The organism is Nocardia sp. NPDC056000 (assembly GCF_042269265.1).
In the GTDB taxonomy this organism is placed as follows: Bacteria; Actinomycetota; Actinomycetes; order Mycobacteriales; family Mycobacteriaceae; genus Nocardia.
This window is the reverse complement of the sequence record NZ_JBHJXS010000006.1, coordinates 109,205-133,482: the sequence shown is the minus strand read 5'-3', so window position 1 is coordinate 133,482 and position 24,278 is coordinate 109,205. Positions and strand designations below refer to the sequence as shown.

Here is a 24,278-nt window from a genome sequence, read left to right as displayed (position 1 = left end):
TAACCCACCATGTCGCAGGACGAGACCAACTCCGCAGCCTCGGCTGCGACGCTCGCGAAATCCACCGACCCCGCGCCGATCAAAGCGATTCCGCTGCGTCGGCCGGGCCGGTGGATCGCCGCGGCCGTGCTACTGATCCTGGTGGCACTGTTCCTCTGGGGCGCCAAGACCAATCCGGCGTATCACTGGGACACCTACTGGAAGTACTTGCGGGACAGCAAGATCGCCTCCGGCGCCATGGTGACCCTGGAGCTCACCGTGCTCGCCATGTTCATCGGCGTGGTGCTCGGTGTGCTGCTGGCGGTCATGCGGCTCTCGCCGAATCCGGTGCTGCGCTCGGTGGCGTGGGTGTACCTGTGGATCTTCCGCGGCACCCCCGTCTATGTGCAGCTGGTGTTCTGGGGACTGTTCCCCTCGCTGTACAAGACCATCACCCTCGGCGTGCCGTTCGGGCCGTCGTTCGCGAATTTCGATGTGCAGCATCTGTCCGCCCCGTTCCTGTTCGCCATGATCGGCCTCGGCTTGAACGAGGCCGCGTACATGGCCGAAATCGTCCGCGCCGGAATCAATTCCGTGGACGAGGGCCAGCGTGAGGCGTCGACGGCGCTGGGCATGTCGTGGTCGCAGACCATGACCCGCACGGTGCTGCCGCAGGCCATGCGGGTGATCATTCCGCCGACCGGCAATGAGCTCATCTCCATGCTCAAGACCACCTCGCTGGTCACCGCCATCCCGCTCACCACCGACCTGTACGGCCGGGCGCGCGATATCTACGGCGTGAACTTCCAGCCGATTCCGCTGCTGCTGGTCGCGGCCACCTGGTACCTGGCCATCACCAGCGTGCTCATGGTCGGCCAGTTCTACCTGGAGCGGTACTACTCGCGCGGATCCTCGCGCAAGCTGACCGGAAAGCAGTTGAAGGCCCTGGCGCAGATGCAGCGGGCGGGGGGAGTGCAGTGACTTCGGTCGATCCGTCGACGCCGATGGTGCGCGCCGACAAGGTGTGCAAGAACTTCGGCGCACTACAGGTTCTGAAGGGCATCTCGCTCGAGGTCAAGCGCGGTGAGGTGCTCTGCCTGATCGGGCCGTCCGGCTCGGGCAAGTCCACGTTCCTGCGCTGCATCAATCACCTCGAGCAGGTGAACGCGGGCCGTTTGTACGTGGACGGCGAACTGGTCGGCTACCGCGAAAAGGGTGACAAGCTCTACGAGCTGCATCCGCGCGATGCCGCGCGTCAGCGTCGCGATATCGGCATGGTGTTCCAGCACTTCAACCTCTTCCCGCACCGGACGGTCCTCGAGAATGTCATCGAGGCGCCGACCCAGGTGAAGAAGATCAAGAAGGCCGAGGCGCTGACCCGCGCCCGCACCCTGCTGGATCGAGTCGGCTTGGCCGATAAGGCCGATTCGTATCCGGCGCAGCTCTCCGGCGGTCAGCAGCAGCGCGTCGCCATCGCGCGGGCGCTGGCCATGGACCCCAAGCTGATGCTGTTCGACGAGCCCACCTCGGCGCTCGATCCGGAACTGGTCGGCGAAGTCCTCGGCGTCATGCGGGAATTGGCGGCCGACGGTATGACCATGGTCGTGGTGACCCACGAAATGGGTTTCGCGCGTGAGGTCGCCGATCAGCTGGTGTTCATGGACGGCGGCGTGGTCGTCGAGGCGGGTGATCCGCGCGAGGTGCTCGCCAATCCGCAGCACGATCGCACCAAGGCATTCCTGTCCCGCATTCTGTAGCGGCACAGCGTATTCCGTCATCAGCCCCGCCTTCGATCAGCGAAGGCGGGGCTGACGGTCCACTGCGGCCGTATCGGTGGAAGCGGAGTTCCCTCCGGGTGACGTCCGGTCTGCCTATTCCCGATCCGCGTGCGCGGTGAGGAAATTCAGCACCGGCTCGGTCTGGCCGAGGATGGCGTGGCCGACGCCGGGCAGCACCAGTACGGTCGCGTCCCGCACCGAAGCGGTGATGCGCCGGGCGGTTTCGGCCGAGTCGAGCATGGCGTCCTGATCGCCGACGATCGCCAGCACCGGCATGGGCAGGCCGCGCAGTTGGTCGTCGGTGAAGCGCGGCAGCCGTTCAGTGCGCGGATTGAAATGGGTGAACGTCAACTCGATGTCATCGAGGATGGGTTCCAATTCCGCGCCGTACAGTCCGGTGGTGGCCTGTGCGGAACCGCGCAGATCCCGGCGGCCGAGCAGGCGCGGGACGATGGCCTTGAGCAGCCAGCCGTAACGCTGCTTGCCGATCCCGCCGGGGCACAGCAGTGCCAGTGCCGTAACGCGTTCCGTCCTGCGAATGGCGTAATCCAGTGCGTGCCAGCCGCCCAGCGACATGCCCACCACGGCCGTCTCCGAAAGCCCCAGTCCCGCAAGCACATCGTCGAGCCAGAGCGCGATGGCCTCGGTGCCCAGCTTCGGCCGCGACGGTGCGCTGCCGCCCGGTTCACCGACCAGATCGACGGCATACACGCGGAAATGCTCCGCCCAGGAGGGGATATCGCCGCGCCAGGTGCCGGAATTGGCTCCGGAACCGTGCAGCAGCACCACCGGCGGCGCGGTCGCCGGTCCGGACACGAGTACGAAGGTATCGCCCTCGCGCGTCGGAATGGTCCGCTGCTCGGCGGGAACCGGCCAGTCGCGCAACACTTCCCGGTAGCGCTCCCGGATGGCCGCCTGTCCGGCGGCGGATTTGTAGATGGGAGGCACCGTGTCAGCGGCGGTGCTGCTCCCGGAGCGGTTCGCGGTGCTCATGGCGTGAGTACTCCGTCCAGATATTCGAGCAGCTGAGCCGTTTCGCTCAGACTGCCCACGATGATGATCTTGAGCCGAGCCCGTTCGGCGTCGTACATGGTGTGGAACCGGATCGGCGCGTCACCGGCCTGCCGATTCCCCGTCGCGCCGGTGAGCAGGGCGGACGCCCGATCCACCGTGGCGCGGTCCACCGCGTCCGCCTCGACGATGCTGGAGACCTCGGCATGTCGCTGCCGGGGCACGCTCTCGCGCAACGTATCCGGTACCGGGCGGCCGGTGAAGGCTTCCAGATCCGCGTGCGCGATGCGGTACTGCTTGCCGATGCGCACGGCCGGGAGCTTGCCGTCGCGCACATAGCCGCGGACGGTGCGCACGTGCAGGCCGAGACGTTCGGCGACGTCTTCCACGGAGTACAGGCGTTCGGTCACGGAAACTACTCTAAACATCCCTATCCAACATCTCAATAGGGAAGTTTAGGGAAGTATGCGTCAGTGGGCGACTATAACTGGTTCTCGCGTTCGACGAAGATCGTGTCCCCGCCCTTCCAGCCGCCCATCGCGATGCGGACCTGGCCGAGCAGCACCTTCGCGGCCGGGCTCAACGGGCGTTCCCGATTCCAGGCGAGGGCGAGACGGCCGGTGATCGCCGGATCGATATCGAGCATGCGCACCCCGATCGCCGCCGCATCGGGCTCGCGCAGCGGCGGCACCACCGCCACGCCCAGACCGTGCCCGGCCAGACGCAGCAGCAGCGGCGGTGCGGCCCCTTCGAATGCCACGTTCGGGGTCAAACCCGCTGCCGCGCAAGCTTTCTCGAGTACACCCCGAATGCCGGTGCCGCGTGGCAGGCAGATCAGCTGGTGTTCGCACAGCTCCGCCAGCGTGATGCGGTCACCGAATCCGGGGGCGTCGGCGGCGACCGCCGCGACGATGGCGGTATCGAAGACGGTCTCCAGCGCAACGGCGGGATCGTCCTCGGAGCCGGTCAACCCGAGCAGGGCGATATCCAGTTCGCAATGCCGCAGCGCGGCGTACATGGCCTCGGAGGTGTCCTCGGTGAGCGAGATGGCGATCTGCGGATGATCGCGGTGATAGTCCGCCAGCACCCGGGCCATATCGACCTCGTCATTCGCCGCGCCGGAGATCAATCCGACCCGGACGTGCCCGCGCAGCAGGCCGGTGAACTCGTCCACGGTATGCGTAATCTGTTGTGCCGCAGCCAATGCCGCCTTTGCGTGATCCAGGACGGCCGCGCCCACCGGGGTGAGGGTCACCGAGCGGGTGGAGCGGTCCAGCAGCTGCTGGCCGAGTTCGCGCTCCAGCTGGCGGATCTGCGCGCTCAACCCGGGTTGCGCGAGATGCAGGCGGGCGGCCGCGCGGGTGAAATTCGCTTCCTCCGCGACGGTGACGAAGTAGCGCAGCTGGCGAAGTTCCATAACTGATGATTCTAGTAGCAAGAAAAACTATGTGTTGGAGTTCTAGATCGACGCGGCGCAGAGTTGGAGACATGACGAAGACAGCGCACCACCGGAACGAACTCCCCGCCACCACCGGCGCGGTCCTGCTGCCCGAGGACGGCGACTACCGCGCCGAAATCGACGGGTTCCAAACCGCGTACACCCATCGCCCCGCCGTCGTCGTCGCGGCCGTGCACGCTGAGGATGTCCGGGCCGCCGTGGAATACGCCGCGCGGCACGGACTTCCGATCGCGGTGCAGGCCACCGGGCACGGTTTGGCCGCACCCGCCGACGGGGGAGTGCTCATCAATACCCGTCGCATGAAGGACATTCGGATCGATGCCGCCGCCCGCACCGCTCGCGTCGCGGCCGGTGTGCAGGCCGGAGAACTGATCGCGGCCGCCGCGGCGCACGGGCTGGCACCGTTGAACGGCTCGTCCAATTCGGTCGGCGTGGTCGGGTACACCCTGGGCGGCGGCCTGGGCTTGCTGGCTCGCGAATTCGGTTATGCCGCAGACCATGTGCGGGTCATCGAGATCGTCACCGCGGACGGTCGACTACGCCGCCTGAGCCCCGGTGACGAACTCTTCGGCGCGGTGCTCGGCACCGGCGGCAACTTCGGCGTGGTCACCGCGCTGGAACTCGAATTGGTGCCGGTGACAACGGTGTACGGCGGACAGCTGCAATTCGACGCGCCGCTGGTGCCGCAGGCTCTGGAAGCCTGGCGGCTCTGGACCGCCGATCTGCCCGATCAACTCACCTCCGCCTTCGGCATGATGACCATGCCCGATATCCCGCAGTTCCCCGCACACCTGCGCGGCCGCTACCTGGCCACCGTCAATATCGCCTACACCGGCTCCGAGGCCGACGGCGAGCGTCTGGTCGCCCCGCTGCGCGCCATCGGCGAACGCTTCACCGACAACCTGAAAGTGCTGCCCTACACCGACTCCCACACCATCCACAGCGATCCGCCGCAGCCGCATCCGTACACCGCCACCAACGCCCTGCTCGCCGAACTCCCCGCCGATGCCACCGACGCCTTCCTGGAGGCCACCGGACCGGGCTCGGACCTGCCGGTCGTCGCCGGATTCCGCCACCTGGGCGGTGCGCTGAGCCGCCCCGCCGCCTACGAATCCGCCGTCGACCACCGCGACGCCCAATACGTGGCCCGCGCGATCGCAATGCCCGGCCCCGACGCCGACGCCATCACCGCGGGCCTGGCCCGCATCCGAAAGACCGTGGAGCCCTGGGCCATCGGCACCAACCTCAACTTCCTCTACGGCGGCGGCGACCGCGGCGAAGCCGAAACCCGCGCCGCCTACACCGCCCCCACCTACGACCGCCTCGCCGCCTTGAAGGCGAAATACGACGCAGACAACCTGTTCCGCTTCAACCGCAATATCCAGCCCCGCTGATCGGGTCGAACCTCCGCGCCCGCGATCGGATTCGATCGCGGGCGCGGAGTCGGTGGATTGCCCGGTCGATACTCCGGCGTGGGGTTGGTTGGAATCCGAGAAACCAGTTGTTGTGCAGCGGGTGTGGATCCCGGCCAAAAGCATGCCGGGATGACGGAGCAGGGGTCGCGGCTATCGGGGCGGCGTGCTCGGTGGTTGGAGTGGAGTACCCGGTGGTTGGAGTGGGGTGTGGCCGATCTAGTGCCGTGCCGTGCCGATCGGGATCGGGTGCGGGGATGGCGGGCGTGGGCTGCTTCAGGTTCGGGGAGCGGTGGGGGATTCGCTCGCCGTGGCGAGCTGCCTCGCGATAGCGGTGGGGTGTGTCAGCTGGGGGTAGTGCCCGGCTCCGCTGATCTCGATCACCGGGAGGTCGGTGGGCGTGACGAGGGGGTCGGCTGCGCCCACGATGATCGTGACTCGCGGGTGCGACTCATTCATGACCGGTCGCTGATCGGCGCGCGTCGGATTCGGCGCGCGCCGTGCCGTGCCGGCCTCGCCGAGCTGGTTCAGCAGGGTGTGCGACCGTGTGCGTTGCCCGGCGTCGGTGCGCAAGGCCGCGAGTGTTCGGCGCGCTACGCCGGGCCGATGCAGATCTGCTGCGGCGCTTCGGATCTCATCGCTTTCGGGGAGATTCAGCGTCTTTGCCAGCCGCTCCGCGGACATGCGGCGCAGCAGCGGGGCAGACACGCGGGATCGGGCCAGGCGACCGGCGGGTTTCTGGAGGAATGCGGGGGAGATGAGGACGAGTTCGCCGATGCGGTCGGGGTGGTCGGCGGCGAAGCGAAGTGCGGGTGCACAGGCCGCTGAATGGGCGATCAGGACGGGGCGGGTGCGGACCGGGCGGAACAGCTCGGCCAGCCAGGTGTCAGTGGATTCGGCTGCGGCGGAACGGCCTTGGCCGGGGAGGTCGGGGGCGAGGATTGGGCCGGGTAGGTGGGTGGCGAGTGGGGCCCACAGGTCGGCGTTCAGCGGTAGGCCGTGCAGCAGTACGTAGTCGGGGCGTTCGCGGTCGCCTACCAGCCAGGTGCGGCTGCCTGCCACGTCGTGGAATCCGTGTGGGCGCTGCCAGGGTTCGGCCGCGCCGAAGCGGGCGGCCACCAGTTCATCGGCCCAGTCGCGTAAAGCGGCTGTGGCGGAAGGTATTTGCAGACCCGCGTGTGCCGCGAGCGCTCGGGCGGAGGCGGTCGGGTAGCGGTCGGTCGACAGGAATGTCAGGGTTTCGGGGTCCGCTCCGGTCAAGGTGCGCGGCAGTCGTCGCAACAGGCTGACCGGGATGCTGCGGCGCGGTGCTCGTACGCCGAGGTGATTCGCGATCGTGCCGATCAGTTCGGGCAGTGCGGGAGTGGCGTCGTCGAGAATCCAATGGTGTTCGCCCGCAGGGTATTCGGGGATCTCGGCGAGGAATTTCGCCAGATAGTCGACGGTGACGATCGGCACGAAGGTGTCCGGACCGCCCGGCAGAGCGGGTAGCTGTCCGTTCCAGAGCTGTTCTATGAGTGTCGATGGCCCTATGTACTGCCCGGGGCCGATGACCGCGCTGGGATTGGCGATGGTCAGGGGAACCGCCAGCTCGCGGGCCCGGGTGCGTACCGCGAGATCGCCTTCGACCTTCGATGCCTCGTACGCGCCGAGTTCGGCGTAATCGGGCATCCCGTCGGCCGCGCTCACCCGGTACCCACTGATGTGCACCAGCCGCCGGAGCTCGGGAAGCGTTGCGGCCCATTCGAGTACGTTGACCGCCCCGGTGACATTGGTCGCCCGCGCCTCGTCCACGCCGAGGCCGAAGGCGTAGCGCCCGGCGGTGTTGTAGACATCGCGCACGGTCGGCAGGCCCGAGAGCGGTTGGGTGATATCGGCCGTGACGAGTTCCAGCCTGCCGATATCGACCCCCTGGGCGATCAGCCACGGCGTGAGCGTGTCCTTACGCACGGCGGCGGCCACCCGCTGTCCGCGTCCGAGCAGTTCGGCCACCAGGGCGCGGCCGAGAAAGCCGGTCGCGCCGAAGACGATTGCATCCATGAACGGTCCTTAATAGATCGGTCTACATATTTTGTCGTCCGGAAAATGGCCCGCCTTGCCGAGCGGGCCGAGTTGTCTCAGGGGAGCCGAGGGGGCTCAGGAAGGCGCTGACAAGAGCGCGTTGATCTGCCGTCCCACCCGGGTCAGCGGATCTCGGCTGCGATGCGCGCGGGCGAGTACCAGCGCACCCTCCACCAGCGCCAGGATGGTGATCGCGAGATCATCCGCATCGGGCCGGTCCGCGACCTGGATGCGCAGTGCCGCCTCCCATGCGCGGTAGACCTCCGAACACGCCTGTTGCAGTGGATCATTGGTGGCCGCGGTCTCCAATGCCACGGTCGCCACCGGGCACCCCTTGCGCCAGCCCGACTGCTCCAACTGGTCGCCGAGGAAGCCCAGCATCGCGTCCGCGAGTGCCGTCACCGATTCGCTCGATTCCGCCAGGCTCGTCAGCGCGTCGCCGATCGTCTGCCCCGCGCGTCGCACCGACGCCCCGACCATCTCGTCCTTACCGCCGGGGAAGTGGAAGTACAGCGATCCGCGCGGCGCACCACTGAGCGCGACCACCTGATTGAGTCCGGCACCGAAGTATCCCGAGGTCTCCATCAATTCCTGGGTCGCGTCCAGCAGCCGGTCCCGCGTTTCCGCGCCCTTCTGTCCCATGCCTGAAAACTAGACCGGTCTACATATTTCCGCAACCCCGGCTTCCGAAACCCACTTGGCACCGGCCCGGTCAAGCGCTATCGTCGTGATATCACTTCGATACTAGGAGAGTGTCATGGAGATGCGTCGGGCGTTCCGCGTGAACGGGTTTCTGATGCTGGGGGTTTTTCTGATTTTCGGTGCGCTGGCCGTCGCGGGTATCGCGGTGCTCGGCAATTCCGCCAACAATCACAACGGTGCGTCACCGGCCGGGGCGGTGCTGCTGACCGTGGCCATGATCGCGGCCGTCGTGGTGCTCACCGGCTTCGTGGTGGTGAATCCCAACCAGGCCAAGGTCGTTCAGTTCTTCGGCCGGTACATCGGCTCGGTCAGCGAGGCCGGATTCCACTGGGTCACCCCGTTCAGCAGCCGGCGCGGAATCTCGTTGCGGGTCAGGAACTTCGAGACCCAGAAGCTGAAGGTCAATGAGGCGGACGGCAATCCGGTCGAGATCGCCGCGGTGGTCGTCTACCGCGTGGTCGACAGCTACAAGGCCGCCTTCGCCGTCGACGATTACGAGCAGTACGTGGAGACCCAGTCCGAGGCGGCGGTCCGTCATCTGGCCACCATCCACCCCTACGACGCCCATGACGACGCCACCCGCACCAGCCTGCGCGATGGCAGCACGGTCGCCGAGGAACTCACCGCCGAACTGCGCGAACGCACCGATCTGGCCGGTATCGAGGTCATCGAGGCCCGCATCACGCACCTGGCGTACGCCCCCGAGATCGCCCAGTCCATGCTGGTGCGCCAGCAGGCCTCGCAGATCGTCGCGGCCCGCACCCGTATCGTGGAGGGCGCGGTCGGCATGGTCGGCCTGGCCCTGGAGCGGCTCGCCGCCGAGGGCATGGTCGAACTCGATGAGGAGCGCAAGGCCGCAATGGTTTCCAACCTCCTGGTGGTCCTGTGTGGTGACCGCGCCGCCCAGCCCGTCGTGAACACCGGCACCCTCTACAGCTGATGCCGGCGCCCAAACGCGAGCCCAAAAAGGTTCTGCTCCGCCTGGATCCCGGCGTCCACGACGCCATCGCCAAATGGGCCGCCGACGACCTCCGCAGCATCAACGCCCAAATCGAATACGCCCTCCGGGTGGCATTGAAAAACGCCGGGCGAGAACCGAAGACACCCTGAACCGAACTCCTCCCGCAGCGTGCGGGAGGAGTTCGGCGTATCCGGACCGGATCAGGAGATGAGTTCGGCGCTGTCGATCAGGAAGGTGTCACCGCTGCGGACCAGTTGGGCGCGGCGTTGTTCGGCGGCGATGGGTTTGCCGTTGTTGTAGCGGAAGGACAGGCGGTAGGTCACCGTCAGGGTGCTGCCGTCGGCGGCGACATCCCAGGCGGTGACGGCATCGACCGTGGTCCAGAAGGATTGGTAGGCGGTATAGCCGCCGATGCGGTTCTGGTAGGCGGGTGTCAGGCGCGCCCAGGCGGCCGCCGGATTGCTCGGCAGCAGGGCGTAGTGCTCGCGGAGGAAGTTCACCGCGCGAGTGGCGGAATCGGCTGGGGCGGTGGTGGTTTCGCTATCGCCGGTGGTGGTCGGCGGGGGAGTGGCGCGGGTGCCCGGGGGCGTGAGGGCCAGGGTATTGGTGGACTGCGGGGCGGGGGAGCCAGCGGACTCGGACGAGGTACCGCTCTGGCGGATCAGCGGGACCGCGATCACCCCGATCGCGATGAGCACCGCCATCGCAGAGGCCGCCCACATCAGGGCGCGCAGCGAACGCCTCGCCGGATCCGGCGAGGCGGGGCGGATGAGCTGGGTGTCGGCGGTCGAAGCGGATGAGATCCAGTGGTCGGGTTGCGGCGGGGACAGTGGACTCGCCTGTGTCGCAACGGTATCCGCGTCCGTCATGCCCGGTCCCGGGAGCGTGTGCGGTCCGGCGGCCGGACCCGGCGGTATGGGTTCGGGGCCGGAATCCGGCAGCCGCAGCTGCCCGCGCGCCGCCGCCCGGGCGGCGTCGATCAACGCTCCGGCGGTCCGATAGCGATCCACCGGATTCTTGGCCATCCCGCGCGCGATGACCGCGTCGAACGCGGTCGCCACACCCGCCACCTGAACCGACGGCCGCGGCGGCGGCGCGGACAGATGCGCGGCGATCTGCCGCTCGACGCTGGTGCCCGGGAACGGTTTCGAGCCCGCCAGGCTCTCGTAGAGCACACAGGCCAGCGAGTACACATCGGCCCGGCCGTCATAGCTGTCATTGGCCAGGCGTTCGGGGGCCATATAGGCGAAGGTGCCGATGGCCGCGCCCATGGTGGTCAGATCGGAATCGTTCTCACCGCGCGCGATGCCGAAGTCGATGAGATACGCGAAATCGTTTGCGGTGGTGAGGATATTGGACGGTTTCACATCCCGGTGCACCAGTCCGGCGTGATGCGCGGCATCGAGCGCTGCGGCTATCTGCGCCAGCAATTCGACCGCGCGCAGCGGCGCGAGCCGTCCCGAGGCGTTCAGCACGGTCGCCAGATCGGTGCCCTCGACCAGCCGCATATCCAGGAACAGTCGCCCGTCGATCTCCCCGTACCCGTGGATCGGAATGATGTGCGGTTCGGTCAGCCGTGCCGCCGCCTGCGCCTCGCGCCGGAACCGTTCCCGGTACACCGGGTCATGCGCGAACTGCGGCGGCAGCACCTTGAGCGCCACGACCCGCTCGGTCTCGGTATCGAAGGCGCGATAGACCCGCCCCATGCCCCCTTCGCCGAGCAGTCCGAGGAGTCGATAGCGGCCGAACGGACTTTCCTCCACCCGTCACGCCTACCACACCCGAGGTGACGGCGGCCAGATCAGAGCGGCTTCTCGGTGACGAAAATGGCTGTGCCCGGGAATATTTCGCCTCGCAAAGGACTCCACTGGCCCCATTCGCGCTCGAGCCACTCCGGCCATTCGGGTTCGATGAGGTCGACCAGGGTCAGCCCGGCGGCCACGATCTCGCGCACCCGATCGCCGACGGTGCGATGGTGCTCGACATAGGTGGGCTCACCGTTCCCGTCCAGCTCCACATACGGCGTGCGATCGAAATACGGGATGGCCGCGCGCAAGCCCTCCGGTCCCGGATCGTCCGGGAAGATCCAGCGCATGGGGTGGTTGACGGAGAACACCCAGCGCCCGCCCGGCCGCAGCACCCGCGCCACCTCGCGCATCACCTGACCCGAATCCGCCACGAACGGCACCCCGCCGAACGCCGAACAGGCCAGATCGAAACTCGCGTCCGCGAACGGCAGCGCCTCCGCACCCGCCTGCACCAGCGGTACCCGCGGCCCGCTCGCGGTCATGGCGTGCATCCCGCGCTCCAGCATCTGCCGGGAGATATCGAGGCCTACCGGATGCGCGCCGTGCGCCGCGAGCCAGCGCGAGCACGGCGCGGAACCGCAGCCGATCTCCAATATGTGCTTGTCCACAATGTCGCCGAGCAGCCGCCAGTCACCCTCGTGCAGGCCCTCCGGGCACCAGATGAACTCCCCGGCAATCGAATCCACGCCCAGGAAATCGGCGTGCGTCTCGTGATAGGCCGCGGCGTCCGCATCCCACCATTTGCGGCTGGCGCGCTCGCTCGCGGTGGAGTCAATCTTGGTTCGAGCCACCCCCACCGTCCCGAGCAGGGAATTCGCCTCGGCGTGCCGGGTATCGTCGGGGAGAGCGGGGTGATCTTCGGCCATTGCGCAACCCTATCGACTCGCGCCGAGGTACCCGTGTTTGCTTGGTACAACAGACCTCGCGTACGCTGTTTCCCGCGAGTGTCTTCTGTACTCGAATCTCTGGGGAAACTCACTGGGTCGAGCAGAGCAGACAATCGTGCTGTGAGTCCGCATGCTTTTCAGGGCAGCGTTGTGCTCCGCCACAGCGATGTGCTGTCGCATGACCAACGTTAGTTCCATCAGCTGTGTGTTCGCAGCAATACCGAAAGCCCACATGTCCACTTCCGACCACAATCCGTCCGGAGCAACCTCACACATGCCCACTACTGTGACCTCGCCGCAGGTAGCCGTTAATGACATCGGCACTGCCGAGGACTTCCTCGCCGCTATCGACAAGACGATCAAGTACTTCAACGACGGCGATATCGTCGAAGGCACCATTGTCAAGGTCGACCGTGACGAGGTCCTTCTCGACATCGGTTACAAGACCGAAGGCGTCATCCCCTCTCGCGAACTCTCCATCAAGCACGATGTCGACCCGAATGAGGTCGTTTCCGTGGGTGATGAGGTCGAGGCCCTCGTTCTCACCAAGGAGGACAAGGAAGGCCGCCTGATCCTGTCGAAGAAGCGCGCGCAGTACGAGCGGGCTTGGGGCACGATCGAGGAGCTCAAGGAGCGTGACGAGGCCGTCAAGGGCACCGTCATCGAGGTTGTCAAGGGCGGCCTGATCCTGGACATCGGCCTCCGCGGCTTCCTCCCGGCCTCGCTCGTCGAGATGCGTCGCGTTCGCGATCTCCAGCCGTACGTCGGCAAGGAGATCGAGGCCAAGATCATCGAGCTCGACAAGAACCGCAACAACGTGGTTCTGTCGCGTCGCGCTTGGCTGGAGCAGACCCAGTCCGAGGTGCGCTCCGAGTTCCTGCACCAGCTGCAGAAGGGCCAGGTCCGCAAGGGCGTCGTGTCCTCCATCGTCAACTTCGGTGCCTTCGTGGACCTGGGTGGCGTCGACGGCCTGGTGCACGTCTCCGAGCTGTCCTGGAAGCACATCGATCACCCGTCCGAGGTTGTCGAGGTCGGCAACGAGGTCACCGTCGAGGTCCTCGACGTCGACCTGGACCGCGAGCGTGTCTCCCTGTCGCTCAAGGCGACTCAGGAAGACCCGTGGCGTCAGTTCGCCCGGACCCACGCGATCGGTCAGATCGTCCCGGGCAAGGTCACCAAGCTCGTTCCCTTCGGCGCCTTCGTGCGCGTCGAAGAGGGCATCGAGGGCCTGGTGCACATCTCCGAGCTGGCCGAGCGCCACGTCGAGGTCCCGGACCAGGTTGTCGCCGTCGGCGACGACGCGATGGTCAAGGTCATCGACATCGACCTCGAGCGTCGTCGTATCTCGCTGTCGCTGAAGCAGGCGAACGAGGACTACAACGCCGAGTTCGATCCGTCCAAGTACGGCATGGCGGACAGCTACGACGACCAGGGCAACTACATCTTCCCCGAGGGCTTCGATCCCGAGACCAACGAATGGCTCGAGGGTTCGGACAAGGTCCGCGAGGAGTGGGAAGGCCGGTACGCCGAGGCCGAGCGTCGCCACAAGATGCACACCACTCAGATGGAGAAGATGGCGGCTGACGCCGCTGCCGAGGCCGCCAACGGTGGCCCGCAGAACTACTCCTCCGAGAGCGGTTCGCAGGCGGCCACGTCCTCCTCGTCGTCTTCGTCCTCCGCCGAGCCCGCCGGTGGCTCGCTGGCGAGCGATGCGCAGCTGGCCGCGCTCCGTGAGAAGCTGTCGGGCAACGCCTGATTCGCTACTGACGCGATAACGCGATAGTTCGAAAGTCCCCGAGTCCCTATGGGCTCGGGGACTTTCGCTATTCTCGATGCAATATGTTCCACTCCGCCGTCGAGTCTCCCGGATCGCTCTGGGAGCGCCGCAAAGTCGAAGCCATGAGCCGTATCCAGCGAATCGCGCTGGATCTGTTCGAGCGGCACGGGTACCGCGAGGTGACGGTGGAACGGGTCGCGACCGCGGCGGGGGTGTCGCCGAGCTCGATCTACCGGTACTTCGGGACCAAGGAAATGCTGGTCCTCTACGACGAGGCCGATCCGCAGATCCTCGAGGTGCTGCGCACCGCCGGTGACGGCGGCATCGCCACACCGGCCGAACTGCTGGCCCTGACGCGCACGCTCGCGCCGATCCTCATCGATACGCTCATCACCCCGGAGCTCGAACGCCGCACCCGCATGCGCATGCAGCACGCGCTGACCTATCCGGAAGTGCGGGACCGGCAGGTGCGGCAGATGCGCGATCTGGAGGCGCAATTCCTGGCGCTGCTGGCCGAGCGGTCCGGGCGCGACGCCAATGATCTGCAATTGCGGATCGCCGTCGCCACCGCCATCTGGGGGTGCATGGCCTCGCTGGACCATTGGGCCGGAACGGATTTCGCGGTGCCCATGCGGCAGGTCTACACCGAGGCGCTGGATTCGATTCTGTCCGCGCTTGACGCCGTGATCGGCTGAGTCCGGCGCAGCGTCGGCAGCCACCAGTTCCAGCGGCCGAACAGCTGCATGAAGGCGGGCACCAGAATCAGGCGCACGATCACCGCGTCGATGGTCACCGCGACGGCCAGTGCGAAGCCGATCTGCTTGAGCTCCAAGACATCCGCGGTCACGAAGCTGGCGAAGACCGCGACCATGATGGCCGCAGCGGCCGTGATCGGCCGGGCGGTGTGCTGCAATCCCTCCGCCACGGCGGCGGCGTTATCGGGATTGCGCTCCCATGCCTCCTTCATGCGGCGCACCAGGAAAACCTCGTAATCCATGGACAGCCCGAACAGCACCGCGAACACCAGCATGGGCAGATACACCTGGAGGAATCCGGCGCTGTGGAACCCGAGCAGCGATTCGCCGATACCGCGCTGGAAGACCGCGACCGTAATGCCCAGTGCCGCACCGGTGGCCAGCAGATTCAGCGCGATGGCCTTGACGGCCAGCACGATACTGCGGAACGCGAAGACCAGGAACGCCATCGAGACCGTCAGCACCAGCACGATCACCCACGGGAAGCGCGAGGTGATGAGCTCGGAGACATCGGCGAAGGTGGCCGATACACCGCCGACCGAGATCGTCGCGGAGTCGACAGTGCTTGCGCGGGAACGGATATCGATGGTGAGGTCGGCGACGGCGGTGGAATCGAAGGAATCCTTCGGCACCACCATGGCGAGCATGCGGCCGTCGGCGGTCTGCGGCAGCACCGAGGCGATGCGCGGATCGCGATTGAGTTCGGCCACAAAGCGATTGGCGTCCACGAAACCACCGCCGGACAGGGCGGTATCGTCCGGTCCGGTCAGCACCACCTGAATGGGGGAGAGCAGACCCGGGCCGAATTCGCTCCGAATCAGTTGGGTGGCCTGTCCGGCGGGGCGATCGCCGAGCGAGCCCAGCGCCATATCGATGCCGTACTTCATACCGGCCAGGGGTGCGGCGGCAATGGCGAGCACCGCCACCCCGGCCACGCCGAACAGCACCGGACGGCCCATGACCAGATGCGCCCATCGGGTCCACGCGGTCGAGGTGACGGCGGCGCGGGTCTCGGCGGGGCGCAGGCGCGCGGGCAGCGCACCCCGGTTGATCGCCGGGCCGAGCAGCGAAAGCACCGCGGGCAGCAGGGTGCAGGCCGCGGCCAGGGTGGCGAGCACCGCGGTCACCACGCCGATGGCGACACCGTTGAGCATCGGCAGCCCGACCACGGTCAGGGCGCAGAGCGAGATCATCACGATGAGCCCCGAGGCCAGGATGGTGCGCCCGGTGGTATCCAGGGCCGCGCCGACGGCGGCGTCGATCCGCGTGCGCGCCTTGCGATCACGGACTCCGCGTTTGGTGAGCTCCTCGTTGAATCGGCTCACGATGAACATGGCGTAGTCGATGGCGGTACCGGTACCGATCATGGTGGCGACCGAGAGCACCAGTGAATCGAAGGTCAGGAAGCTGGTGAGCCCGAACAGCACGCCCACCGCCACCGCGATGCCCGCGCCGGTCACCGTGATCGGGATGGTGGCGGCCACGATCGCGCCGAGGGCGAGCACCAACACCAGGGCCGCGACCGGCAGGCCGATGCTCTCCCCGCGCTGCATATCCGCGGTTTCCATGCGCATCAATTCGCCCTGGACGGGGGAGTATCCGGTGACCGCGACCTGAATGCCGTTGGCGCCGACCGGGTCCAGGGCGGTCTGCAGGCGGCCGGCGAGATCCACGCGCTCGGTCATCTCGCCGTTGAGGCCGACGATGCCGAACGCGGTATGCCGATCGGCCGAGATCTGCAGTGCCGCATTGCCTTCGAACGGGCCGACCGCACCGGCGATACCGGGGATCGCCCGGGCGGTGGTGAGCGCGCTGTCGATGACGGTACGGAATTCGGGACTGTCGGCGGTATGGCTCGCCGAATGGAACACGATCAGATCCTGTTCCGCGCCCAGCTGTGAGAAATGCTGCGCCGCAAGCTGTTCCACCCGTTTGGATTCCGAGCCGGGAACGCTGTAGTCGGGTGCGCCGAGGCGGCTGTGCAGTGCCGGATAGGCGGCAGCGCACCCGATGACCAGCAGCAGCCAGACTCCCAGGACCGTGCGGCGATGCCGGGCCATGAACATGCCCACCCTGCCGACCATGCCGAATTGTTCGGACGCTGCGGACTTTGCGGGCTCTGCCATGGTTCCCCTCCGGACGCGATACCTGAAAGTCACTCTCAGGTATGTCGCTCAGCCTAGGCCGGTGCCGAGGATGCCTGCAAGTCACTCTCAGGAATTTTGTGATCATGCGGTACCGTGACCGGCGTCATGGTCGGAAACCCGGTCGGAAACCGGGGATTCGCAGTCCCGACACCAATCGAAGGTTGGATGCAGGCATGGGCGTGTTCGACGGCATCAACAGGCGTGACTTCATGGCGAAGGCGATGGTCGCGGGCGGCGCGGGCATGGTCGCCTCGTGGGCCAATCCCATTATCGAGCGCGCCTACGCCGCCGATCCGGCCGGAATGGGCGGACTCGGGGATATCGAGCACTTCGTGCTGTTGATGCAGGAGAACCGCTCCTTCGACCACTACTTCGGAACCCTGTCCGGTGTAAGAGGATTCGACGATCCGTCACCGGCGTGGAACCAGTACGGGTACGCGCCCGGCATCGGCCCGACCGCCGACGGATTCATCAACCCGTTCCGCCTGGACACCGAGCGCGGGCCGTCGCTGGACGGTGAATGCATCAACGATCCCGACCACACCTGGGCGGGCATGCACAAGGCATGGAACAACGGCCGCAATGACGGCTGGATGCCGATGTCCATCGCCTCGGTCGGCGCGGCCAACGGCCCGGCGGCCATGGGCTACTACACCCGCGCCGATATCCCGGTGCACCACGATCTCGCGGACGCGTTCACCATCTGCGACAACTACCACTGCTCGGTGCTCGGGCCGACCGATCCCAATCGGCTGTACTGGGTGTCGGCCACCATCGATCCGGATGGTCTCGCGGGTGGCCCGCTGCTGGAGACGCCGACCATGATTCCGCAGAACGCGTACAGCTGGCGGACCATGCCGGAGAACCTCTCCGATGCCGGGGTGAGCTGGAAGATCTACAACAATCGCGATGTCGGCCCGCTGTCCTCGGTGATCCTGGACGGCATGATGGGCTGTTTCAAACAGGCCGCCGATCCCGCCTCGGAGCTGGCGCGCCGGGGTAAGGCCCCGGTGTACCCGAGTGATTTCGCCGCCGATGTGGCCGCGGATCAGCTGCCCAATGTGTCCTGGGTGATCCCGTCCCTGCTCAATTGCGAACATCCCGCGCTGCCACCGGCTCTGGGTGCGGTCGGCATCATGCAGGTGCTCGATATCCTCACCTCGAATCCGAAGGTGTGGGAGAAGACCGCGCTGATCGTCAGCTATGACGAGAACGGCGGTTTCTTCGATCACGTGACGCCACCGACCCCGCCGCCCGGAACCGCCGGTGAATACCTGACCGTGCCCCTGGATCGCGCACACAAATCGGAAGGCATCGCCGGACCGATCGGTCTGGGCTATCGCGTGCCGTGCTTCGTCATCTCGCCGTACAGCCGCGGCGGGCTGGTCTCCTCGCAGACCTTCGACCACACCTCACAGCTGCGCCTGCTGGAGCGCCGCTTCGGCGTCGACGTGCCGAACCTGACCGCGTGGCGGCGCGGCGTCACCGGCGATATGACCTCCAGCTTCGACTTCGGCTCGACCCCGGACACGGCGAAACCGGCCTTCGGCCCGGCGGACCGAAAGCTGAATGCCGCACTGGCGCAATGTGGTCCGAATGTCGCCCTGGGTACGGCGAATGTCGGCACCCCGTATCCGGTGCCGCCCAACGCCATGCCGACGCAGGAACCCGGCACCCGCCGCAGGCCCAGCGGCCTCACGGTGTGATGCCTGGCGGCCCGGCCGTTCGCGGTCGGGCCGCCACCCGCGCACGCGAAATTATGGCCCAGTCCCGGAAGGGGCTGGGCCACAGTCGCGTTCGCGTATCAGGCGGTAGCGGGCACCCACTGTTGGACGGCAGGACGTTCGGCGCGTTTTCGCGTGGCGGCGGCGCTGTGCCGAGCGGGGGTGAGGTTGAGCAAAGCGGTGAACCAGCCGCGCCGATGTACGGCGAGCGCTGCCGCGACCGCGGGAATCTCGATGCAGTGCATCATGCCCGGCAGTCCCAGACGGTGCCGACCCGTCTGGATGTTTCTGGTGCCCAATGAAGTTCCTTCTCCTACGTGTTACCGGCCCTGGATCGCCTGCGGCGAACCTTAGCCGAACAAAAGTGTGCGACGCCGTATTTTGCGCGACATTCACCCCGGCGTGTCGGAATGTTGCCGACAAACGGTCCGTATTGAACGAAAAAGTTGCGAATTGGTCTCATCAATATCACGGAATGAGCAAACTCCACGGCCGAAAGTGAATTCACCGGTCCGACTGGGTAATCCGTACTTTCGCCAGGTGAGGGGTGGTGTGCGCGACCGCCGCGACAGATGTCAGACTGGGCGAATGTTGCGAATCGGTCTCACCGGAGGCATGGGAGCGGGCAAATCCACCGTGGCCCGCATTCTCGTCGAACACGGCGCGTTGCTGGTGGACAGCGACGTTATCGCGCGCGAAGTAGTCGCGCCCGGCACCGAGGGATTGGCCGCACTCGTGGCCGCCTTCGGAAACGATATTCTCGCCGCCGACGGCAGCTTGGATCGACCGGCATTGGCCGCCAAGGCTTTCGCCAGCGATGAGGCGCGCGCCACCCTCAACGGCATCACCCATCCGCTGGTCGGCAAGCGCACCAATGAACTGGTCGCCTCCGCACCCGCGGACGGCATTGTGGTGCAGGACATTCCGCTGCTGGTGGAGAACGGGCTCGCGCCCTTCATGAATCTGGTGGTCATCGTGGACGTGGCCGAGGAGACCCGGCTGCGCCGCCTGGTGGAATTCCGCGGCGTGGACGAAGCCGACGCGCGCGCACGGATCGCCGCCCAGGCCACCGATGCCCAGCGGCACGCGGTGGCCGATGTACTGCTGGACAACAATGGCGCGGACGGCGCGGTCGCCGCGGCCGTCGACGCGCTCTGGACCGAGCGGCTCATTCCGTTCGAGCGCAATCTGCGCACCCGCACTCCGGCTGCCCGGCCCGCCGAACTGCCCGTGGTCCCCGCGAATCCGGAATGGCCGGTGCAGGCCAAGCGCCTCATCGCCCGCCTCGCCCTGGCCTGCGCGGCCGATGCGCGGCGCATCGAACACGTCGGGCCGACCGCGGTGGCGGATAAGCCCGCCGAGGATGTGCTGGACATCCGCATCACCGTCGCCGATGTGACCGTGGCCGAGGCGCTACGGGATCGATTGGCGGATGCGGGTTTCCCGCGCGCCACGGACGATCAGCCGGTCGCGGGGGAGTGGGCGCATGCGAGCGCCGATCCCGGCCGTCTCGCGAATGTGGTTGTGGCTGTCGAGAACTGACGATTGCGTCGCCGCGGCATCGCCCGGCGGCGCTACATCCAGGTCAGGGTGATGTCCCGAGCTTGCAGCCAGGCTTCGAAACTGTGCCCGTGCGCGGCGATTCCGTCGATGACGGTGGTCGCGGTTTCGATGGCCTGCTGCGCCTGGCCTAGATCCAGGTATCCGGCGGCGTGCGCGGCGAGGAGCTCGTCGACATCGAGGAGTTCGACCTCGCGGTTGCTGCGCACCACCAGATCCAGGTAGTGGTCGACCGACTTCCACTTCTTCGCACCGACCTGCGCGTACTCGCCGATATCGATGTAGTAGTCCTGATCGCGCAGGTGGGCGGGGGTGAAGTGGAAGACCGTCGCGCGAATGGACATGCTTGGCAGCAGCCAGGATTCGATGTAGTGGAACTCGGGATGGTCCGAGGTGCGCGCCATGTACAGCCCCCACGGTTCGACGTGGTAGCGCTCGACCTGCCGAACGAAGCCCTTGGGATCGATATTGGTGAGTTCATCGACGTTGAAGTACTCAACCTTGGGTCGGTGTAGGTCAACCGCGGAAGCCTGAGTCATGCCCGTAAGCATCGCCTGTCCGGCGGGCGTCGTCCAGGGGAGTGTGGCCGATTCGGCCGAGTTTCGCCGAAACGCAAATGTGAAACGTTGCCTTCCGTTATGTTGCGGCTACCCATTACTTGACGTGGGTAGTTCGAATAAGGGAAGCAAAGATGAAGGTACAGAGCGTTCGCGCTCGCCGGGCCGGGATGGGAGTCACCGCCTTCGGCGCGCTGGCCGCCACCATGGTCATGGCCGCACCCCAGGCCGGCGCGTGGGTCGGTAATCTCCAGGTCGACGGGGGCACCGAGCATAAGACCGGTTGCAGCTACACCGTCACCGCCTCGGTCGAGGTGGACCGGCTCTCGACGGTGAAGTTCACCGATAACGGCGTGGACATCCCGGGCAGCCCGGTGTCGCCCTCGCTGCTGAGCAATAAGGTCACCATCAAGTGGACGCCCACCACCGTGGGCAATCACAAGCTCGAGGCGCGCCAGATCCTGATCAGCGATTCGATCAACGTTCAGGTCACCGCGGGCAGCAATACCGGCAGCCTGGGCTGCGGCGGCGGGCTCGGCGGGCTCATTCCGACCGGCTCCAGCTAGCGCCGAAAAGTACGACGGGACAAGGCCACCCGGGCCGGGTACAAGACGGACCGGGTGGCCTTCTCCATATCTCGCGCAGCCGAAGCGAGATCTCGCGCGGCTAGAGCCAGCTCAGCGCGACGCCCTTGGTGGCGAGCCAGCGGTCCACATCGTGACCGCAGCCCGCGATACCGTCCACCACCGCCGCGGCCCGCTCGATGGCCTTGTGCGTGCGCGCGGTATCGAAATGCCCGGCCGCGTGCGCGGTCAGCAGGTCGTCGATGCCGAGCAGTTCGGGCACCTGTCCGGGTCGCGCGACCACGTGCAGGTAGTGACCCTCGCCACGCCACTTCTTCGGCTCGATCTGGCTGTACTCGCCGATATCGAGGTAGTAGGTCTGACCGCGATCGTGGCCGGGCCGCAGGTGATAGACCGTGACCCGGAGGAAAAGCTCTGGGAGCAACCAGGATTCGATGTAGTGGAAACGCGGATTGTCCACAATCCGCTCGATATAAAGGCCCCAGGGTTCGGCGTGTAGCCGCTCCACGGAGTGCACGTACCCGTGATAATCCGTCCAGCACAGGTCCGCCAGATTGAAGAACTCCAGCCTGGGGCGATGCGCGGACGCCGCGGGAGCCGGCCGCTCGACCCTTTGTGGATCTGCGCCGTTGGTGGAATTGCGCTGTGGCATATGCAGACCGACCATGGCCTTGCCTCTTTCCGACTCGTCCCGAACCGCCAGCCCAGGTTACACCTGGATGCTGGGAATGGGACCTCCGTTGTGTGGGAAGGAAATTCGAGGTTCGTCACATGGGAATTCTTTGAACTTTCTTGGGAGAAACAATAATTCGGACAATTGACCCATTGGAAAGAGGAATGCTCCAGCATCAAACCGTGCGGTCGGAAGGGTGGGTCCCGGCGGGGGCGGCACGCCCGCCGAGATCACGGTCCGCGTGAACCTGTCGGTGGGTCGTTCTAGGCTGTGAGCATGGCTTTCGCATCCGAGATCCCCGAAGACCGGCCGCTGGCGCATTCGGAGCATCGGCCCATCGGTGATATCGAGCGGACCGAGGGGCAGTTCCAGGTGGTCAGCGAGCATGTGCCCGCCGGTGACCAGCCCGCGGCCATCGCCGAACTGGAGAAGCGCATCAACAGCGGTGAGCGCGATGTGGTGCTGCTCGGCGCCACCGGTACCGGTAAATCGGCCACCACCGCCTGGCTCATCGAGAAGTTGCAGCGGCCCACGCTGGTCATGGCCCCGAACAAGACCCTCGCCGCGCAGTTGGCCAATGAGCTGCGCGAGATGCTGCCGAACAACGCGGTCGAGTACTTCGTCTCGTACTACGACTACTACCAGCCCGAGGCGTACATCGCGCAGACCGACACCTATATCGAGAAGGACAGCTCGATCAACGACGATGTCGAGCGCCTGCGGCATTCGGCCACGTCGAGCCTGCTGTCCCGGCGCGATGTCGTGGTGGTGGCGTCGGTGTCCTGCATCTACGGTCTCGGCACCCCGCAGTCCTATCTCGACCGCTCGATCGAGCTCGAGGTCGGTCATGAGGTGGACCGCGACAAACTGCTGCGGCTGCTGGTCGATGTGCAGTACACCCGCAATGACATGTCGTTCACGCGCGGCAGTTTCCGGGTGCGCGGCGATACCGTCGAAATCATTCCCAGCTATGAGGAATTGGCGATCCGCATCGAATTCTTCGGTGACGAGATCGAGGCGCTCTACTATCTGCATCCGCTCACCGGTGATGTGGTGCGGCAGGTCGATATGGTCCGCATTTTCCCGGCCACCCATTACGTCGCGGGTCCGGAACGTATGGAACGCGCGGTGAAGGATATCGAGGCCGAACTCGAAACGCGCCTGGCCGAATTGGAGAAGCAGGGCAAATTGCTGGAGGCGCAGCGGCTGCGCATGCGCACGCAATACGACCTGGAAATGATTCGGCAGGTCGGCTTCTGCTCGGGCATCGAGAATTACTCGCGCCATATCGACGGCCGTGGCGCGGGCACCGCCCCCGCCACCCTGATCGATTACTTCCCGGATGATTTCCTGCTCGTCATCGACGAATCGCATGTGACCGTGCCGCAGATCGGCAGCATGTACGAGGGCGATATGTCGCGTAAGCGGAACCTGGTGGAGTTCGGTTTCCGGCTGCCGTCCGCGGTCGACAATCGGCCGCTCACCTGGGAGGAGTTCGCGGACCGCATCGGGCAGACGGTGTATCTGTCCGCGACCCCGGGCAAGTACGAATTGGGCCAGTCCGGCGGCGAATTCGTCGAACAGGTGATTCGCCCGACCGGTCTGGTCGACCCGCACGTGGTGGTGAAGCCGACCAAGGGCCAGATCGACGATCTGGTGAACGAGATCCGGTTGCGCACCGAGCGCGATGAGCGCGTGCTGGTCACCACGCTCACCAAGAAGATGTCCGAGGATCTCACCGATTATCTGCTGGGCCTGGGCATTCGGGTGCGCTATCTGCATTCGGAGATCGACACCCTGCGCCGCGTGGAGTTGTTGCGCCAGTTGCGACTCGGCGAATACGACGTGCTGGTCGGCATCAACCTGTTGCGCGAGGGCCTGGACCTGCCCGAGGTATCGCTGGTCGCGATTCTGGACGCCGATAAGGAGGGCTTCCTGCGCAGCGGCACCAGCCTCATCCAGACCATCGGCCGCGCGGCGCGCAATGTCTCCGGTGAGGTCCACATGTACGCGGACAAGATCACCGACTCCATGGCGCACGCCATCAGCGAGACCGAACGCCGCCGCGCCAAGCAGGTCGCCTATAACGAAGAGCGCGGTATCGATCCGAAACCGTTGCGCAAGAAGATCAATGACATTCTCGACACCGTCTATCGCGAGGCCGAGGAGACCGAGGTCGAGGTGGGCGGTTCCGGCCGCAACTCCAGCCGCGGCCGTCGCGCCCAGGGCGAACCCGGGCGCGCGGTGTCGGCGGGCGTCTTCGAGGGCCGCGACGTCAAATCCATGCCCCGCGCCGAACTCGCGGACCTGGTCAAGGATATGACCGCGCAAATGATGAACGCCGCCCGCGAACTGCAATTCGAGCTCGCGGGCCGCCTGCGCGATGAGATCGCCGACCTGAAGAAGGAGCTCCGCGGTATGGACGCCGCCGGATTGCAATGAG

Annotated in this window: 21 protein-coding genes and 1 pseudogene; 11 read left to right on the top strand and 11 right to left on the bottom strand. The window is 66.3% G+C overall.

All coding sequences use genetic code 11. The features are described from left to right. Nucleotides 1–9 precede the first annotated feature (9 nt). Entirely contained in the window at nucleotides 10–960 is a 951-nt protein-coding gene (locus tag ACFC4D_RS19105; protein WP_375967959.1) for an amino acid ABC transporter permease, read from the top strand. Nucleotides 961–983: 23 nt separating this feature from the next. After that, nucleotides 984–1,736 (top strand): amino acid ABC transporter ATP-binding protein, encoded by a 753-nt coding sequence (locus ACFC4D_RS19100; RefSeq protein WP_376065541.1) that lies wholly within the window; start codon nucleotides 984–986, stop codon nucleotides 1,734–1,736. A 114-nt stretch (nucleotides 1,737–1,850) separates the two neighbouring features. Here the strand turns inward: ACFC4D_RS19100 and ACFC4D_RS19095 are convergent, their stop codons facing one another. The 3 genes from ACFC4D_RS19095 to ACFC4D_RS19085 form a co-directional block, all read right to left on the bottom strand. After that, the gene (locus ACFC4D_RS19095) at nucleotides 1,851–2,750 is read right to left on the bottom strand and encodes an alpha/beta fold hydrolase (RefSeq protein ID WP_376065037.1); all 900 of its coding nucleotides are present in this window, start codon (nucleotides 2,748–2,750) and stop codon (nucleotides 1,851–1,853) included. Beyond that, nucleotides 2,747–3,178: a helix-turn-helix domain-containing protein gene (locus ACFC4D_RS19090; RefSeq protein WP_376065036.1), complete on the bottom strand. Its 432-nt coding sequence runs from the start codon at nucleotides 3,176–3,178 to the stop codon at nucleotides 2,747–2,749. The genes ACFC4D_RS19095 and ACFC4D_RS19090 overlap by 4 nt, the downstream gene beginning before the upstream one ends. A gap of 71 nt (nucleotides 3,179–3,249) precedes the next feature. Beyond that, complete coding sequence (locus ACFC4D_RS19085) at nucleotides 3,250–4,185, bottom strand: LysR family transcriptional regulator (protein ID WP_376065034.1); 936 nt, start codon at nucleotides 4,183–4,185, stop codon at nucleotides 3,250–3,252. A 71-nt stretch (nucleotides 4,186–4,256) separates the two neighbouring features. Between ACFC4D_RS19085 and ACFC4D_RS19080 the strand changes: the two genes are divergently transcribed. Further along, the gene (locus tag ACFC4D_RS19080; RefSeq protein WP_376065031.1) at nucleotides 4,257–5,621 is read left to right on the top strand and encodes an FAD-binding oxidoreductase; all 1,365 of its coding nucleotides are present in this window, start codon (nucleotides 4,257–4,259) and stop codon (nucleotides 5,619–5,621) included. A gap of 294 nt (nucleotides 5,622–5,915) precedes the next feature. Here the strand turns inward: ACFC4D_RS19080 and ACFC4D_RS19075 are convergent, their stop codons facing one another. Beyond that, nucleotides 5,916–7,679, bottom strand: coding sequence for an alpha/beta fold hydrolase (locus ACFC4D_RS19075; RefSeq protein WP_376065030.1), 1,764 nt, complete (start codon nucleotides 7,677–7,679; stop codon nucleotides 5,916–5,918). 96 nt (nucleotides 7,680–7,775) lie between these two features. Beyond that, entirely contained in the window at nucleotides 7,776–8,342 is a 567-nt protein-coding gene (locus tag ACFC4D_RS19070) for a TetR/AcrR family transcriptional regulator (RefSeq protein WP_375967954.1), read from the bottom strand. Nucleotides 8,343–8,457: 115 nt separating this feature from the next. On the opposite strand from ACFC4D_RS19070, the gene ACFC4D_RS19065 reads away from it, so the two are divergent. Continuing rightward, nucleotides 8,458–9,342: an SPFH domain-containing protein gene (locus ACFC4D_RS19065; RefSeq protein WP_375967953.1), complete on the top strand. Its 885-nt coding sequence runs from the start codon at nucleotides 8,458–8,460 to the stop codon at nucleotides 9,340–9,342. Continuing rightward, a complete protein-coding gene (locus tag ACFC4D_RS19060; protein WP_375967952.1) occupies nucleotides 9,342–9,512 on the top strand; it encodes a hypothetical protein in 171 nt (56 codons plus the stop codon). The genes ACFC4D_RS19065 and ACFC4D_RS19060 overlap by 1 nt, the downstream gene beginning before the upstream one ends. Nucleotides 9,513–9,563: 51 nt before the next feature. Here the strand turns inward: ACFC4D_RS19060 and ACFC4D_RS19055 are convergent, their stop codons facing one another. Together ACFC4D_RS19055 and ACFC4D_RS19050 are read right to left on the bottom strand one after the other, a co-directional pair. Then, nucleotides 9,564–11,126, bottom strand: coding sequence for a serine/threonine-protein kinase (locus ACFC4D_RS19055; protein WP_376065027.1), 1,563 nt, complete (start codon nucleotides 11,124–11,126; stop codon nucleotides 9,564–9,566). 38 nt (nucleotides 11,127–11,164) lie between these two features. Further along, nucleotides 11,165–12,037: a class I SAM-dependent methyltransferase gene (locus tag ACFC4D_RS19050; RefSeq protein WP_375967950.1), complete on the bottom strand. Its 873-nt coding sequence runs from the start codon at nucleotides 12,035–12,037 to the stop codon at nucleotides 11,165–11,167. A 295-nt stretch (nucleotides 12,038–12,332) separates the two neighbouring features. On the opposite strand from ACFC4D_RS19050, the gene rpsA reads away from it, so the two are divergent. Together rpsA and ACFC4D_RS19040 are read left to right on the top strand one after the other, a co-directional pair. Continuing rightward, the gene (gene rpsA / locus ACFC4D_RS19045) at nucleotides 12,333–13,814 is read left to right on the top strand and encodes a 30S ribosomal protein S1 (protein WP_375968235.1); all 1,482 of its coding nucleotides are present in this window, start codon (nucleotides 12,333–12,335) and stop codon (nucleotides 13,812–13,814) included. A 143-nt stretch (nucleotides 13,815–13,957) separates the two neighbouring features. Further along, nucleotides 13,958–14,530, top strand: coding sequence for a TetR/AcrR family transcriptional regulator (locus ACFC4D_RS19040; protein WP_375967949.1), 573 nt, complete (start codon nucleotides 13,958–13,960; stop codon nucleotides 14,528–14,530). Here the strand turns inward: ACFC4D_RS19040 and ACFC4D_RS19035 are convergent. After that, entirely contained in the window at nucleotides 14,476–16,716 is a 2,241-nt protein-coding gene (locus ACFC4D_RS19035) for an MMPL family transporter (protein WP_376065025.1), read from the bottom strand. The two genes, ACFC4D_RS19040 and ACFC4D_RS19035, sit on opposite strands and share 55 nt — an antisense overlap. Before the next feature lie 194 nt (nucleotides 16,717–16,910). Between ACFC4D_RS19035 and ACFC4D_RS19030 the strand changes: the two genes are divergently transcribed. Continuing rightward, nucleotides 16,911–18,443 carry a phospholipase C gene (locus ACFC4D_RS19030; RefSeq protein WP_376065023.1) on the top strand — a complete coding sequence of 511 codons (1,533 nt, stop codon included), beginning with the start codon at nucleotides 16,911–16,913 and terminating at the stop codon, nucleotides 18,441–18,443. A gap of 98 nt (nucleotides 18,444–18,541) precedes the next feature. Here ACFC4D_RS19030 and ACFC4D_RS19025 read toward each other — a convergent pair whose 3' ends face one another. Continuing rightward, complete coding sequence (locus ACFC4D_RS19025) at nucleotides 18,542–18,760, bottom strand: hypothetical protein (RefSeq protein ID WP_364644243.1); 219 nt, start codon at nucleotides 18,758–18,760, stop codon at nucleotides 18,542–18,544. 289 nt (nucleotides 18,761–19,049) lie between these two features. On the opposite strand from ACFC4D_RS19025, the pseudogene coaE reads away from it, so the two are divergent. Further along, nucleotides 19,050–19,997, top strand: a pseudogene (coaE, locus tag ACFC4D_RS19020) (dephospho-CoA kinase); the annotation flags it as partial. Nucleotides 19,998–20,035: 38 nt separating this feature from the next. Here coaE and ACFC4D_RS19015 read toward each other — a convergent pair. Beyond that, complete coding sequence (locus tag ACFC4D_RS19015; protein ID WP_375967946.1) at nucleotides 20,036–20,560, bottom strand: DUF402 domain-containing protein; 525 nt, start codon at nucleotides 20,558–20,560, stop codon at nucleotides 20,036–20,038. A gap of 152 nt (nucleotides 20,561–20,712) precedes the next feature. On the opposite strand from ACFC4D_RS19015, the gene ACFC4D_RS19010 reads away from it, so the two are divergent. After that, entirely contained in the window at nucleotides 20,713–21,144 is a 432-nt protein-coding gene (locus ACFC4D_RS19010) for a hypothetical protein (RefSeq protein ID WP_375967945.1), read from the top strand. 100 nt (nucleotides 21,145–21,244) lie between these two features. On the opposite strand, the gene ACFC4D_RS19005 is transcribed toward ACFC4D_RS19010, so the two are convergent. After that, nucleotides 21,245–21,829, bottom strand: coding sequence for a DUF402 domain-containing protein (locus tag ACFC4D_RS19005; RefSeq protein WP_375967944.1), 585 nt, complete (start codon nucleotides 21,827–21,829; stop codon nucleotides 21,245–21,247). Between the two features lie 282 nt (nucleotides 21,830–22,111). Between ACFC4D_RS19005 and uvrB the strand changes: the two genes are divergently transcribed. Then, a complete protein-coding gene (gene uvrB, locus ACFC4D_RS19000; RefSeq protein WP_376065022.1) occupies nucleotides 22,112–24,277 on the top strand; it encodes an excinuclease ABC subunit UvrB in 2,166 nt (721 codons plus the stop codon). The last annotated feature ends 1 nt before the right edge of the window (nucleotide 24,278 follow it).